This window comes from Actinomadura keratinilytica (assembly GCF_039539665.1).
GTDB classification, from domain to species: Bacteria; Actinomycetota; Actinomycetes; order Streptosporangiales; family Streptosporangiaceae; genus Spirillospora; species Spirillospora keratinilytica.
In genome coordinates, this window is record NZ_BAABDO010000009.1 from 26,384 (window position 1) to 39,723 (window position 13,340).

At 73.7% G+C, this 13,340-nt stretch carries 14 protein-coding genes; 10 read left to right on the top strand and 4 right to left on the bottom strand.

Translation table 11 applies throughout. The features are described 5' to 3' along the window. Positions 1-672 precede the first annotated feature (672 nt). Positions 673-1,965: a cation:proton antiporter gene (locus ABD879_RS05025; protein ID WP_345017877.1), complete on the top strand. Its 1,293-nt coding sequence runs from the start codon at positions 673-675 to the stop codon at positions 1,963-1,965. A 418-nt stretch (positions 1,966-2,383) separates the two neighbouring features. Next, positions 2,384-3,019 carry a ParB N-terminal domain-containing protein gene (locus ABD879_RS05030; protein ID WP_345017879.1) on the top strand — a complete coding sequence of 212 codons (636 nt, stop codon included), beginning with the start codon at positions 2,384-2,386 and terminating at the stop codon, positions 3,017-3,019. Positions 3,020-3,103: 84 nt separating this feature from the next. On the opposite strand, the gene ABD879_RS05035 is transcribed toward ABD879_RS05030, so the two are convergent. Together ABD879_RS05035 and ABD879_RS05040 are read right to left on the bottom strand one after the other, a co-directional pair. Continuing rightward, on the bottom strand, positions 3,104-3,562 hold the full coding sequence (locus ABD879_RS05035; RefSeq protein WP_345017881.1) for a hypothetical protein: 459 nt from the start codon (positions 3,560-3,562) through the stop codon (positions 3,104-3,106). A gap of 276 nt (positions 3,563-3,838) precedes the next feature. Next, positions 3,839-4,174 (bottom strand): TauD/TfdA family dioxygenase, encoded by a 336-nt coding sequence (locus ABD879_RS05040; RefSeq protein ID WP_345017882.1) that lies wholly within the window; start codon positions 4,172-4,174, stop codon positions 3,839-3,841. On the opposite strand from ABD879_RS05040, the gene ABD879_RS05045 reads away from it, so the two are divergent. The 8 genes from ABD879_RS05045 (at position 4,158) to ABD879_RS05080 (ending at position 11,392) form a co-directional block, all read left to right on the top strand. Then, positions 4,158-4,568, top strand: a complete 411-nt coding sequence (locus tag ABD879_RS05045) for a hypothetical protein (RefSeq protein WP_345017884.1) — start codon at positions 4,158-4,160, stop codon at positions 4,566-4,568. The two genes, ABD879_RS05040 and ABD879_RS05045, sit on opposite strands and share 17 nt — an antisense overlap. A 97-nt stretch (positions 4,569-4,665) precedes the next feature. Beyond that, complete coding sequence (locus ABD879_RS05050) at positions 4,666-4,857, top strand: hypothetical protein (RefSeq protein ID WP_345017885.1); 192 nt, start codon at positions 4,666-4,668, stop codon at positions 4,855-4,857. Between the two features lie 15 nt (positions 4,858-4,872). Continuing rightward, positions 4,873-5,676, top strand: a complete 804-nt coding sequence (locus ABD879_RS05055) for an alpha/beta fold hydrolase (protein WP_345017886.1) — start codon at positions 4,873-4,875, stop codon at positions 5,674-5,676. A 166-nt stretch (positions 5,677-5,842) separates the two neighbouring features. Then, the gene (locus ABD879_RS05060; protein ID WP_345017888.1) at positions 5,843-6,982 is read left to right on the top strand and encodes a peptidoglycan-binding protein; all 1,140 of its coding nucleotides are present in this window, start codon (positions 5,843-5,845) and stop codon (positions 6,980-6,982) included. Further along, positions 6,979-7,689 (top strand): ABC transporter ATP-binding protein, encoded by a 711-nt coding sequence (locus ABD879_RS05065; RefSeq protein ID WP_345017890.1) that lies wholly within the window; start codon positions 6,979-6,981, stop codon positions 7,687-7,689. Before ABD879_RS05060 ends, ABD879_RS05065 begins: the two co-directional genes overlap by 4 nt. Further along, positions 7,686-8,882, top strand: coding sequence for an ABC transporter permease (locus ABD879_RS05070; protein ID WP_345017892.1), 1,197 nt, complete (start codon positions 7,686-7,688; stop codon positions 8,880-8,882). The genes ABD879_RS05065 and ABD879_RS05070 overlap by 4 nt, the downstream gene beginning before the upstream one ends. A gap of 138 nt (positions 8,883-9,020) precedes the next feature. Continuing rightward, positions 9,021-9,350, top strand: a complete 330-nt coding sequence (locus ABD879_RS05075) for an ATP-binding cassette domain-containing protein (RefSeq protein WP_345018029.1) — start codon at positions 9,021-9,023, stop codon at positions 9,348-9,350. Then, on the top strand, positions 9,335-11,392 hold the full coding sequence (locus tag ABD879_RS05080) for a thioesterase domain-containing protein (RefSeq protein WP_345017894.1): 2,058 nt from the start codon (positions 9,335-9,337) through the stop codon (positions 11,390-11,392). Before ABD879_RS05075 ends, ABD879_RS05080 begins: the two co-directional genes overlap by 16 nt. Before the next feature lie 10 nt (positions 11,393-11,402). Here ABD879_RS05080 and ABD879_RS05085 read toward each other — a convergent pair whose 3' ends face one another. Together ABD879_RS05085 and ABD879_RS05090 are read right to left on the bottom strand one after the other, a co-directional pair. Next, positions 11,403-12,629: a sensor histidine kinase gene (locus tag ABD879_RS05085; protein ID WP_345017896.1), complete on the bottom strand. Its 1,227-nt coding sequence runs from the start codon at positions 12,627-12,629 to the stop codon at positions 11,403-11,405. Next, on the bottom strand, positions 12,626-13,279 hold the full coding sequence (locus ABD879_RS05090; RefSeq protein WP_345017898.1) for a response regulator transcription factor: 654 nt from the start codon (positions 13,277-13,279) through the stop codon (positions 12,626-12,628). Before ABD879_RS05090 ends, ABD879_RS05085 begins: the two co-directional genes overlap by 4 nt. Positions 13,280-13,340: the final 61 nt, after the last annotated feature.

A 13,340-nucleotide genomic window follows, 5' to 3' on the forward strand; every position in this document is an offset into this window, starting at 1 on the left:
CCCCTGGCGTCCCTGCTGAGTGCTGTCCGTGGTGATGCGACCGGTGGAGACACGTCGGCGTTCGGGCTTATTTCACTGTTATTCGGGATGTGAGGAAATGCTGATGTCGCCCACAGGAGCTGCACTTTTGATTAGAAAGTCGCTATCTCTAAGTTTTGAGCTGAGCGAGCATTGTGATGTTGGACGGTTGTCCGCTGCTCTTGTCTGGACGGTTGGCGCCATGTGATGCTGACCTGGCCGGAAGGCGCCGACACAGAGGAAGAGCATGGTCGGAGCAAGGGCGGGAAGCGACGTATTCACGCACCCTGTGAACGGCTCGGGTGACACTTCCGATCAGGCCGATGAACCGGCAGGACCTGATTTATGCGAGTCGTCTGCCGGACACCTGCGCATGGGGCGACCGCGCGGCGGCGTGTCCAATCCGGTACCGAATGTGATGACGTCCGGCGGCGAGATCGCCATGCGCCGCCGAGGGGCGGTCTGCATCGAGTCCGGCCGTCCTTGTGAAAGTCGCTCCGGCGGCGGCGCCGGCTGCCGCGCCCGTCGGCGGCCGCGGCGCGGGCATGCGGCCGGGCACGGCCGTCCGGCGGCCGAGGGGCGACCTCGCCGTCGTTTTCCGCAGTCAAGTGTCCAACTTGTGCAGTTGTACAGCCGCGGCGGGAGGGATGGGTGATGGCGCTGGACGGAGAAGCGGTCACCACCGCGGTGCTCGGCGGCGTGGGAGTGATCGTGGTCGCGTCCTGGCTGCTGGGCGCGGTGGCCCGCCGGCTCGGGCAGCCCACCGTCGTCGGGCACATCGTCGCCGGCATCGTTCTCGGACCCACCCTGCTCGGGCGGCTGCCCGGCGACCCGACCGAGCACCTGTTCCCGGCCGACGCCCGGCCGTTCCTGGCGGTGCTGTCCCAGGTCGCCATCGTGATCTTCATGTTCGTGGCCGGGTACGAGATCGACCTGCGGTCGCTGCGCGCGGGCGGCCGCGGCGCGGCCATGGTCGCCGTGCCGGCGCTGGCGGTGCCGATGGGGCTGACGGCCGGTGTCGTCGCGCTGTTCCACGACGCCTTCGCCGATCTGCGCGGGGAGCATGCGGGCGACCGGTCGTTCCTGCTGTTCATGATGGTGGCCACATCGATCACCGCGCTGCCGGTGCTGGCCGCCATCGTCCGGGAGCGCGGCCTGGCCGGCACCCCGGCGGGGACGGTGGCCACGACCGCCGCCGGGTTCATGGACGTGGCCGCATGGGTGGTGCTGGCCGCCGCCCTGGCCGGCACCGGGCACGCGACGCGCTGGCCCTGGCCGGTGATCCTGCTGCTCGCCGCGGGCTTCGTCGCGGTGATGTTCCTGGTCGTCCGCCCGCTCCTCGGCCGGTGGCTGGCGCGGCCCGCCGCGCTGCTGGCCGAGCAGCTGCCGATCGCCTTCGGGCTCGCCCTCGGCAGCGCGTGGGTCACCGCGTCGCTCGGGCTGCACCCGGTCTTCGGCGGCTTCCTCGCCGGGCTCGCCATGCCGCGGCCGAACGGCATGCCCGAGCCCGAGGTGCTGCGGCCGATGGAGCAGAGCGCGAACCTGCTGCTGCCGCTGTTCTTCGTCACCGCCGGCCTGTCGTTCGACCTCGGGGCGCTGGACCGGCGCGCGCTGCCGCCGCTCGGCCTGATCCTGGTCATCGCGGTCGCCGGGAAGCTGCTGCCCGCCTACGGGGCGGCGCGCCTGGCCGGGCTGGGCCGGCACCCGTCCGCGCTGGTCGCCGCACTGGTCAACACCCGCGGGCTCACCGAGCTGATCGCCCTGAACGTGGGGCTGGCGGCCGGCCTGGTCGACGCCGAACTGTTCACCGCACTGATGCTGATGGCGTTGCTCACCACGCTGATGACCGGGCCGCTGCTGGCGGTGCTCGCGCGCCCGGAGCGGTCCGCGCCGGCGCCGACGGCCGCACCGGCCGACGTCGAGGGGACGCCCAGACGATCGCGTTGACGCCCGCCGGCGGTGTCGACCGGCGTGCCGGTGGACCTCGCGGCAGGGCGCCGGCGGTCCGGAGAACTCACCTGCCCGGTGCGGCGACAGGGGCGCCGATTTCCTTGTAGAGATCAGCCGCCACCGGCATCCGCATTCGTTGAATGCGCGGTGGGAAAATGCGGGCGGGCGGCGTAGTCTCAGTCGTGTCCCAGTGGGCCTGCCGGGCCGGCCGAACGGCGCCCGAAAATGGTGCCGGCGCCATTGCGGAGGGTAGCGCGAATGGATGTTGGCGCGGTCGGCCGCGTGGAGTTGTCCGGCGCGAAAACGATCGCGCGGTGCGCGAACCGCATGATTCACACGGGCGTCCCCCGGCCGGACGGCTTCGTGCGGCGGCGGGGCCGCGGTCGGCGCGTTCGACAGCGCCGCGCGCTCGCGGATGGACGCGGTGCTGCCGCCGATCCTCGTGCACCGCCGCACGATGCGGGTGGTGGACGGCATGCACCGGCTGCGCGCCGCGCGCCTTCAGGGGCGGTGCGAGATCGGCGTCCGGTTCGTCGACGGGCCGGACGCCGACGTGTTCGTCGCCGCGGTGCGGGCCAACATCGGGCACGGGCTTCCGCTGTCCCTGGCCGACCGCGAGGCCGCCGCGGCGCGCTGCCGCCGCACGTGGCGGAACACCTGGCAGCGCAGGTCGTACCGGTACCGGTACGAGGACATGACCCGCGACCTGCGGATCGTCGACGGCGCGCCGTTGTGCGGACTGATCGTCGACGTCATGGGCTACGGCTACCCGACGCGGTTCGGCGACGCCGCGGTGACGGTGTGCAACCTCACCCAGGGCGCGACCGAGGACCGGCGGATCGCCGTCTACGACCGGTCCGCGCAGGCGCCGATCCAGATCGACGTGGACGTCGACCGCGACCGCAACGAGCCGTCGGCGGCGGCCGGGCTGTCCCGCAGATTCCGCCTGGTGCTGGACTGGCTGGCGGCGGCCGACCCGGACCGCGCCGCCCGGGGCGGCGCGGACGTCGGCGGCCGGCCGGCGCTGCGGCCGATGCGGGCGTCGCGCTGACCGGCGCGGCCCGCGCGGCGTCATGCCGGACCGAAACGGGCCGGAGCGGACGGGCCGGGACGGGCGCATCCGCCGCCGGTCGCGTCAGCCGCCCGACACGGCGGGCACTTCCTTGTTGCAGGCCGCGTAGGCCGCCACGGTCTTCTGCGGGTCGTCGCCCGGGCTCTCCTCGATGCTGATATGAATCGACCCCGGCGCGGGGTCCTTGGCGTTGATGCCGCGCTTGCGCAGGCATTCGGCGAGTTTCAGGGCGCGGTCCTCCTCGGCGGCGGACGGCTTGCCCTCCTGGTGCGGATTCGGCGCGAGCGACCGGCAGGCCGCATGGGCCGCCTGCATCCGCACGTCGTTTGGGTCGTACGTCTTCTCCGGTGCATTCGGGCCGGGGTCGGGGAAGTCGACGCCGTGCTTGCGGATGCACTCGGCGAACTTGACCATCTTGTCCTGTTCGCTTTGCGACACCGGCGGGTTCTCCTTGCCGCACCCGGCCAGTCCGATCGAGGTGACGGCGGCCAGCGCCACCGCCGCGAATCTCAGCGTCCTCATGTCCTCCAGCATGGCGGCCGCCAGGTTTCGGCGCGGTGACCGGCGATGCCGACCGGGTTTTCACGCGACGGTCTAGACAATCCCCGTGGCGTGTTCACAAGCCGGAACGGCTCGGTTTTCACAACATTTTTTGAGGGGGGCGTGCTGTCGCAGACCGCCCGGGAAATATGCGGCGGAGAAATACCGCCGGAGGCGCCGTACACCCGTTCGCGCCGGGCGGACGATTCGGAATTCAGCGGACCGGGCGCGCGTCGTCGCCACGACCGTCGGGCCCGGTCACCCGTGGGACATCGCCACCAGCACCCGACGGGTGCCCTCGAACGGGCGCCGGCCGTGCGCGACCAGGATGTTGCCGATGAGCAGCACGTCCCCGACGCGCCACTCCACGTCGACGGCGGCGGCCAGCCCGCGGTCGCGGATCTGCTCGATGTAGGCGTCCGGGATCGGGGTGTCGTCGGCGAACGTCACGTACTGCGGGAACTCGTCGGGCGACAGGATGTCGTACAGCTCCTGCGACGTCTCGTCACCGAGCCCGGCCGGGTGCCACTGGTCGGCCTGGTTGAACCAGACCTCCGTGCCGGTGACCGGGGGCCTGGTGGTCGCTGGGCGCAACTGGACGACGCGCAGGCCGTCCGGGCCCCACTCCCACTCGGCCCGCGACTCCCTGAGGAACTCCTCGACCCCGCGCGCGTCGCGGGGCAACCTGTGCGACCCGTCGATCGGCCTCTACCTGAAGTCGCTGGGCTTCACGGTGATCGAGGTGGAGGAGTTCGACGAGGTGCCGCTGCCGGGCGGCAACCGGGTGGTCGCCACCCCGTTCCTCGGCGAGCACTCCGACCTGGACATCCGCGCCAAGTCCACCTACCTGATGGAGATCGCCGGGAAGAAGGCGTTCATCGGCGCGGACTCCTCGGGCATCGACCCGGCGCTGTACCGGTACATCCGCTCCCACCTGGGCGACGTCGACCTGGCGTTCCTCGGCATGGAGTGCGACGGGCCCCGCTGACCTGGCTCTACCAGGGCCTGCCGACCCGGCCGGTCACCAAGAAGATGAGCGACTCGCGCAAGCTGTCGGGCTCCAACGCGCAGCAGGCCGCGGGATCATGACGGAGCTCGGCTGCGGCGAGGCGTACGTGTACGCCATGGGCGAGGAGAGCTGGCAGGGGCACGTCATGGCGACCACCTACACGCCGGACACCTACCAGATCAAGCAGATCGAGGAGTTCCTCGCCTGGTGCAAGGAGCACGACATCGCCGCCGAGCACCTGTTCGACAAGCGAGAGTGGCGCTGGTAGGAAGTCCGCCGCGCGATGCCTTTCCTGAGCGTCAACGGCGTCCGGCTCTCCTACCGGCGGTCCGGCCGCGGCGAACCCGTCCTGCTCATCACGGGCTCCGGCGCGGCCGGCCACCAGTGGGACATGTACCAGACGCCGGCGCTGCACGAGGCGGGCTACGCGACCGTCACGTTCGACAGCCGCGGCGTGCCGCCGTCGGACGCCCCTGCGGGCGAGTACACGATGGCGGACATGGTGGCCGACACCCGGGGCCTGATCGAGGCGCTGGACCTGGCGCCGTGCCGGATCGTCGGGACCTCGCTGGGCGCGCTGATCGCGCAGCGGTTGGCGATCGACGCGCCGCGGCTGGTGCGCTCGGCGGTGCTCATGGCGACCCGGGCCCGGTCGGACGCGTTCCGCCGGGCCCGGTCCGCCGCCGAGCGCAGGCTGCTGGAGAGCGGTGTGCGGCTGCCGCCGGAGTACCGGGCCGTCAACCTGGTGATGCAGATGTTCTCCCCGCGGACGCTCGGCGACGACGAGGCGGCGGCCTCGTGGCTGGAGCTGTTCGAGCTGACCGCCGCCGGCGCGCCCGTCGCACCCGGCCTGGAGTGGGTGGACACCGACGCCGACCACCGCGCCGAGCTGCGGCGCGTCAGCGCGCCCTGCCGGGTCATCGCGTTCGCCGACGACCTGGTCTGCCCGCCGCACCTGGGCGCCGAGGTGGCCGACGCCATCCCGGACTGCGACCTGGTGGAGATCCCCGGCTGCGGGCACCTCGGCCACCTGGAACGCCCCGGCCCGGTCAACGGCGTGATCGTGGAGTTCTTCGACAAGCACTGACCCGCGCGCCGTCCATGGCCGCCGGGCGGTTCGCCGCGGCCGCCTCAGCGCGCCACGTCAGAGAACCACGTCAGAAAGCCGCGTCAGAAGCGGTCACCTAGGGGAAACCGGTCGTCGGACAGGCTGGTCACCGTGACGACAACGGCAGGGGAGCAGCCGGAGGCTGATGATGCTGGATGCTGAGCTGGACAACCCCCTCACGGACAAGAAGGCGGCGCCGCCGCCCCCGCTGCGGCGCCGCAGAGTCCGGGCGCTGCTGGGCGGAACCGCCGTGCTGGCCGTCGGCGCGGCCGGCGCGGCGTACGCGTTGCACGACGGCGGCGGCTCGAACACGCCGACCACCTCCGCGCTGCCCACCGCCACGGTGGTCCGCACCAACCTGACCACGACCGCCAACGTGGACGGCACCCTGGGCTACGCGGGCAGCTACACCGTGCTCGCCGACGGCGGCAAGCGGATCACCTGGCTGCCGCGGGAGGGCGCCGTGATCCGCCGCGGCGAACGGGTGTACGGAGTGGACGGCCGCCGCGTCCCGCTGTTCTACGGCAAGATGCCGTTCTGGCGGACCCTGCAGAGCGGCGTCTCCAACGGCTACGACGTGCTGGTGCTGGAACGCAACCTCAAGGCCCTCGGGTTCGGCGACGGCATGACCGTGGACCGCGACTTCACCTACGCCACCCGGCGGGCCATCGAGGAATGGCAGGACGACATCGGCGTCCCCCAGACCGGTGTGCTGAAGGTCGGCGACGTGGTGGTGCAGCCGGGCGCGATCCGGGTCACCAAGGTCAAGGCGGTCCTCGGCGCCCGCACGGGCGGCACCGTGCTCACCGCGAGCAGCACCGGACGCGAGGTCACGGTGAACCTGCCGGTCGGTCAGCAGGGCATGGCCGTCAAGGGCGCCAAGGTGGAGATCGCCCTGCCCGGCGGGAAGAAGGCGACCGGACGCATCACCGCCGTCGGCACGGCGGCCACCGCCGGTTCCACCGGCTCCTCGACGCAGACCGGCCAGAGCACCGAGACCGCCACCATCCCCGTCTACATCACCCTCGACAAGTCCGGCGGCGCGGGCGACCTCGACAACGCCCCGGTCACGGTCGCGTTCACCAGCGCCGAGCGCCGGAACGTGCTGGCCGTGCCGGTCACCGCGCTGCTGGCGTCGGGCGACGGCGGCTACTCGGTCAACGTGGTGGACGCGACCGGGGCGGTCCGCTCCGTACCGGTGCGGCTCGGCGTCTTCGACGACGACATGGTCGAGGTGAGCGGCGCCCTCAGCCCGGGCATGAAGGTGCAGGTGCCCAAGTCATGAGCAAGGGCCTTTCGACCGGCGGCGACACCGCCCCGGTGGTGTCGGTGCAGCACGCGGTCAAGGACTACCCCGGCGGCGTGCGGGCGCTGCGCGAGGTGTCGCTGGACGTGCGGCCGGGCGAGCTCGTGGCGATCGTGGGGCCGTCGGGCTCGGGCAAATCGACCCTGCTGCACCTGATGGGCACGCTGGACACCCCGTCGTCCGGCCGGGTCCTGATCCGCGGGCACGACGCCGCCCGGCTGCCGGACCGGCAGCTGGCCGCGGTGCGGGCGCGCTGGATCGGGTTCGTGTTCCAGCAGTTCTTCCTGACCGCGCACCTGACCGCCCTGGACAACGTCGCCACCGGGCTGCTGTACCACGGCGTGCCGCCCCGGCGCCGCCGCGAGCTGGCCCGGGCCGCGCTGGAGCGGGTGGGGCTGGGCCACCGCCTGCACCACCTGCCGAACCAGCTGTCCGGCGGCGAGAAGCAGCGCGTCGCCATCGCCCGCGCGGTGGTGGGCGACCCGCCGCTGCTGCTCGCCGACGAGCCCACCGGCAACCTCGACTCGGTGGCCGGCGCCGGCGTGCTGGAGCTGCTCACCGACCTCAACCGCGACGGCACCGCCGTGGTGGTCATCACGCACGACCTGGAGGTCGCGGCCGCGCTGCCGCGCCGACTGGAGATACGCGACGGACGGATCCACGCCGACACGGGGGTGCCGGTATGACGACCGCCCTACCGGAACCGGCCCGGCTGCGCGCCGCCGACCTGGTCTCGGTCGGCCTGGACGGGCTGCGCGGCAGGCCGCTGCGGGCGGTGCTGTCCGCGCTCGGCATCGCCATCGGCGTCGCCGCGATGGTCGGCCTGGTCGGCATCAGCACGGTCAGCAAGGCCGGGCTGATGGAGGAGATCCGGGAGCTCGGCACGAACCTGCTCACCGTGAGCCCGGGGACGACGCTGAGCGGGCAGAGCGCGGTGCTGCCGGAGACCGCCGAGAGCATGGTGGGCCGGATCCCCGGGGTGACCGGGGTGTCGGCGGTGGGCCTGGTGCCGAACACCACCGTCCGCCGCACCGACAGGATCGACCCCGCCACCACCAGCGGCATCTCGGTGCAGGCGGCGCGGCCCAACCTGCTGCAGGCGCTGGGCGGCTCGGTCCGGTCCGGCACGTTCCTCAACGACGCCTCCGGCCGGTACCCGGCGGTGGTGCTCGGCTCGGTGGCCGCCGAGCGGCTGGGCATCGACCGCGCCGGCGGGCACGTCTACATCGCCGGCCGGTGGATGACGGTGATCGGCATCCTGGACTCGCTGAGACTGGCGCCCGAGATCGACCGCTCTGCCCTGATCGGCTGGTCGTACGCCCGGCAGCTGGGGTTCGACGGGCACGCGACCACCCTCTACGAGCGGTCGACCGACGCCACCGTGCAGTCGGTGCAGAAGGTGCTGGGCGCCACGGTCAACCCCGAGCACCCCGAGGAGGTGAAGGTGAGCCGCCCGTCGGACGTGCTCACCGCGGAGGCCGCCGCGAACCGGGCGTTCAACGCGCTGTTCTTCGGGCTCGGCGCGGTGGCCCTGCTGGCCGGCGGCGTGGGCATCGCCAACATCATGGTGATCTCGGTGCTGGAGCGCCGGTCGGAGATCGGGCTGCGCCGGTCGCTGGGCGCCACCCGCGGGCAGATCCGGCTGCAGTTCCTCACCGAGTCGGTCACCCTCTCCGCGCTCGGCGGGGCCGCCGGAGTGCTGATCGGCCTGGTCGTCTGCTTCGGCTACGCGGCCTTCCGGGGCTGGCCGCCGGCCCTGCCGGTCCAGGCGATCGGCGGCGGCGCCCTCGCCGCCGTCGCCATCGGCGCCCTCGCGGGCGTCTACCCCGCCCGCCGGGCCGCGCGCATGCCCCCGACCGAGGCGCTCACCAGCACGTGACGGACCGCCCGCCCCGCCCCCGCGGACCGGGGTGCCCCCGACCGCCCGCGCGCCTCGGGGTCACCCCGGTCGTCCGCTACCGCGCCGTCCGTTCTCGCGGCGTCTGTTCCCGCGACGTCGGGCGCGGTCCTGGAACTGCTGGACCGGCTCGGCATCGCCGACCGGCACGGCGCCTACCCGGCGGTGCTGAGCGGAGGCGAGCGGCAGCGGGTCGGGGTGGCCCGGGCGCTGATGAACCGCCCGGCGCTGCTGCTGGCCGACGAACCCACCGGCGCCCTCGACAGCAGGATCGGCGACCAGGTCACCGACCTGCTGCTCGAACTCAACCGGATGGGCCAGACCCTGCTGCTGGTCACCCACGACGAGCGGCTGGCCGCCCGGTGCGCCACCCGGCTGGTGGAGTTCACCGACGGCCGGATCGTCCGGGAGAGCGAGCCGGACAGGAGCCGGCCGTGGCGCGTCCGCTGAACGCGGTGTGGGCCGCCGCGCGGGCCGGCGTGCGGCGGCGCCGCCTGCAGACGGCGAGCATCGGTGTCGTGGTCGCCCTGTCCACGGCGACCCTGCTGTTCGGATTCGGGCTGCTCGCCGCCTCCGACTCGCTGTTCGACGACGCCTTCGCCCGGGCCCGCGGGGCGCAGGCGACCGCCGCGTTCGACGCCGCCGAGGCGCCGCCCGCCCGGGTCGCCGCGACCGCGCGGGCGGCCGGCGTCACCGCCGCCGGGCCGTTCCGGACGGCGGTGCTCCGGCAGGCGCGGGTGTCCGCCGGGATGCCCGGCCCGGGGCAGGACCTCCTCGTCGCGGGCCGGGCCGACCCGGGAGGCCCGGTGGACCGGCTCACCATCACCTCCGGACGGTGGGTGCGCGGACCGGGCGAGATCGTCCTGCACGGCAGGCCGGACGGCCCCCTGCGGGTGGGCGGCACGCTCAGCTCGCCGGGCCTGCCGGAGCTCACCATCGTCGGCTTCGCGATCTCGGTGACGGGAACCGCCGACGGCTGGGTGGCCCCCGCCCAGATCGGCGCGCTGCGGCCGGACGGGCTGCAGATGCTCTACCGGTTCGCCCGCGCCGGGGACTCGCCCCAGGTGCAGCGGAGCCTGGCCGAGGCGACCGCCGGGCTGCCGGTGGCGGGCAACACGTCGTACGTGACCGTCCGGCAGGCGTTCCAGGAGAGGTTCAACCAGCTGATCCCTTTCATCACGGTCTTCGGCGCCCTCGCCATGGCCGTGTCCGCGGTCATCATCGGCACCGTGGTCAGCGGCGCCGTGGTCGCGGGGTTCCGGCACATCGGCGTCCTCAAGGCGCTCGGCTTCACCCCGGCACAGGTGACCGCGGTGTACGTGGCGATGGTCATGACCCCGGCGCTGGCGGGCTGCGCGGCGGGCGTCGCGGCCGGCCACCTGCTGACCGACGCGATGGCCGGCGGCATCGCCCGCGGCTTCGAACTGCCCTCGGCCGGGGGAGCCACCCTCCTGCTGGACGCGGCGGCGGGCGGCTGCGTCGTCGTCCTGGTGGCGCTGGCCGCCCTGGGCCCGGCGCTGCGGGCCGGGCGGCTGCCGGCGGTGCAGGCGATCAGCGCCGGGGCGGTGTCCCGCCGCGGCCGCGGCCGGGGACCGCAGCGGTGGCTGGCCCGCACCCGGTTGCCGGCGACGGTCGCGCTGGGGCTGGGCCTGCCGGTCGCCCGGCCCGCCCGGACCGCGCTCACCCTGGCGGCGCTCTGCCTCGGCGTGACCGCGGCGCCCCTGGGACTCGGCCTGCACCAGACCGTCTCGAAGATCGCGACGGCGGACGCCGAGGGCCGCACGCCCGGCGCCGGCCTGGCCTGGTGCTACCGGCCGCTCGCCCGGTTCGTACCGGACGATCTGCCGCTGTACGGGCTGCAGGCCGCGGGCCTCGACGGCGGCGCCCCCGCCGCGAGCGTCCGGGAGATGGCCGCCGACTACGTCGAGCAGATCCGCGCGGTGCAGCCGACCGGCCCCTACCACCTGCTCGGCTTCTCCTTCGGCGGAGTGCCCGTCCACGAGATCGCCGTGCAGCTCCAGGCCGCCGGGGAGACCGTCGCCGCGCTGGTCGTCATGGACGCCTACCCGTTCGTCGACCGGGACGGCGCGCAGCCGCCCGCGCCCCTGCCCGAGCCCGGCGACCACCCGGCCCCCGTGGAGACCGACCCGGAAACCGACCTGCGGCGCACCGCGGAACGGTTCCGCGCGGAGGTCGGCGAGGTCCTCGGCGGCATCTCCGACGAGGAGCTGATGCTCGTCGCGAAGATCTTCCACAACAACACCGCGTTGCGCCGCAGGCACCGGCCGGGCGTCTTCGACGGGGACATGCTGCTGTTCACCGCCGGCGAGCACGCCGACGGCAACGCCCCGGACCCCGGCCGCTGGGAGCCCTACGTGCGGGGCGAGATCACCGTGGTCGGCCTGCCCTGCCGGCACACCGACATGGTGCGGTCCGACATGCTGCGCGCCGCCTGGCAGGCGATCGCCGAATGGCTGGAGTCCCGGGGCTGAGCGGCCCGGCTCAGCGCGCAGGCGCGCGCGGCGCAGGGGAGGCGTGGACCGGGAGGGCGACGGTGACGCGCAGGCCGCCGTCCGGGTTGGCCGTCGCGTGCACGGCACCGTCGTGGGCGCGGGCGATGGCCGCCACGATGGACAGGCCGAGCCCCGCGCCCCCCGCCGCACCGGTCCGGTCGGCGTGCAGCCGCCGGAACGGCTCGAACAGCTCGCCGACCCGCTCCGGCGGCACCTGCGGACCGGTGTTGCCGACCACCAGGCCGATGTCCGGGGACAGTTCGACCGCGACGCGTCCGCCGGGATGGTTGTGCCGGATCGCGTTCTGCACCAGGTTGGCGACCAGCCGGGTGAGCATCACCTCGTCCCCGAGGACGGTCACCGGGACGGTGGCGACCGAAACGGCGACGCCGCCCCGTTCGGCGAGCCGCCGGTGCTCGGCGACGACCTGCTCCACCACGCCGCCGAGGTCCACCGGATCGCGGGTGTCCAGGCCGCGTTCGCCCTGCGCGAGGGTGAGCAGGCCCTCGATGAGCCGCTCCGACCGCTGGGTGTTGCGCAGCAGCTCGGCCCGGATCCGCGCCACCTTCGCGGGCGTCGGGTCGGCCAGGCCGACCTCGACGGCGGTGCGCTGGATCGCCAGCGGGGTGCGCAGCTCGTGCGAGGCGTTGGCGACGAAGCGGCGCTGGCTGGCCACCGCCCGCTCCAGCCGGTCCAGCATCGCGTCGAAGGTGTCGGCCAGCTCCTTCAGCTCGTTCTGCGGCCCGTCCAGCGCGATGCGCTCGTGCAGTTTGGACAGCGACAGCCGGCGGGCGGTGGCGGTGATGCGGTGCAGCGGCCGCAGCAGCCGCCCGGTCAGCCACCAGCACAACGCGAACGCCAGCACGGCGATCACCGCGATGGCGACCACGGTGATCAGCCGCTGCGAGCCCGCCAGGCTGGCCAGCAGCTCGCCCCGCTCGTGGTCCGGGTCCGCCGCGTCCGGCGCGGGGGCCTGGTAGGGGAGCGACGAGCAGGGCGCCTCGGGCGGGCGCCGGTCGCACGGAATCGCGGCGACGCGGGCGCCGAACGGGAAGTCCTGCACCTTCCGGCCGAGGACCTCCTGCTGGAGCCGCGCCGCGCCGACCAGCACCGCCGAGGTGATCACGGTGAACAGCCCGCCGTACAGCAGCGTCATCCGGGCCCGCACCGAGCCGCCGAACGGCCATCTGCGCCGCGCGGCGCGCAGCGCCCTCACAACCGGTACCCGCTTCCCGGAACGGTGACGATGACCGGCGGGTCGCCGAGCTTGGCGCGCAGCTTGCTCATCGTCACCTTGACGACGGTGGTGAACGGGTCGGTGTGCTCGTCCCACGCCCGTTCCAGGAGCTCCTCGGTGCTGACGACCCTGCCGCGCGCCTGCATCAGCACCTCCAGCACCGCGTACTCCTTGCGGGACAGCCGCAGGTAGCGGCCGTCGCGGTGGGCCTGCCGGCGCGCGGTGTCCAGGGTGATGCCGCTGCGTTCCAGCACGGGCGGCAGCGGCGGGTTGGCCCTGCGGGCGAGCGCGCGGATCCGGGCCACCAGCTCGTCGAACGCGAACGGCTTGGCCAGATAGTCGTCGGCGCCGAGGTTCAGGCCGGTGATCCGCTCGTGCACCGCCCCGGAGGCGGTCAGCATCAGGATGCGCACCGGGTCGCCGCGCTGCGCCAGCTCGCGGCAGATCTCGTCGCCGTGGACCTGGGGCAGGTCCCGGTCCAGCACGAGCACGTCGTAGCGGTTGACCGCGAGGCGCTCCAGCGCCGCGGCCCCGTCGTAGGCGACGTCGACGGCCATGGCCTGTTCGCGCAGCCCGTCGGCGATGAGGTCGGCGAGGAAGCGTTCGTCTTCGGCCACCAGTATGCGCATGCTCTCATTGGGCCAGACCGGCGGTAAGAGCGCGGTTAACGTACCGTGCCGCCGCCGGTCG

What these genes read in the sequence shown, in the direction of transcription:
- ABD879_RS05025 (WP_345017877.1), top strand. Translation starts at nt 673, where the DNA reads ATGGCGCTGGACGGAGAAGCGGTCACCACCGCGGTGCTCGGCGGCGTG.
- ABD879_RS05055 (WP_345017886.1), top strand. Translation starts at nt 4,873, where the DNA reads ATGCCTTTCCTGAGCGTCAACGGCGTCCGGCTCTCCTACCGGCGGTCC.
- ABD879_RS05090 (WP_345017898.1), bottom strand. Translation starts at nt 13,279, where the DNA reads ATGCGCATACTGGTGGCCGAAGACGAACGCTTCCTCGCCGACCTCATC.
- ABD879_RS05060 (WP_345017888.1), top strand. Translation starts at nt 5,843, where the DNA reads ATGATGCTGGATGCTGAGCTGGACAACCCCCTCACGGACAAGAAGGCG.
- ABD879_RS05050 (WP_345017885.1), top strand. Translation starts at nt 4,666, where the DNA reads ATGACGGAGCTCGGCTGCGGCGAGGCGTACGTGTACGCCATGGGCGAG.
- ABD879_RS05035 (WP_345017881.1), bottom strand. Translation starts at nt 3,562, where the DNA reads ATGAGGACGCTGAGATTCGCGGCGGTGGCGCTGGCCGCCGTCACCTCG.
- ABD879_RS05065 (WP_345017890.1), top strand. Translation starts at nt 6,979, where the DNA reads ATGAGCAAGGGCCTTTCGACCGGCGGCGACACCGCCCCGGTGGTGTCG.
- ABD879_RS05030 (WP_345017879.1), top strand. Translation starts at nt 2,384, where the DNA reads ATGGACGCGGTGCTGCCGCCGATCCTCGTGCACCGCCGCACGATGCGG.
- ABD879_RS05070 (WP_345017892.1), top strand. Translation starts at nt 7,686, where the DNA reads ATGACGACCGCCCTACCGGAACCGGCCCGGCTGCGCGCCGCCGACCTG.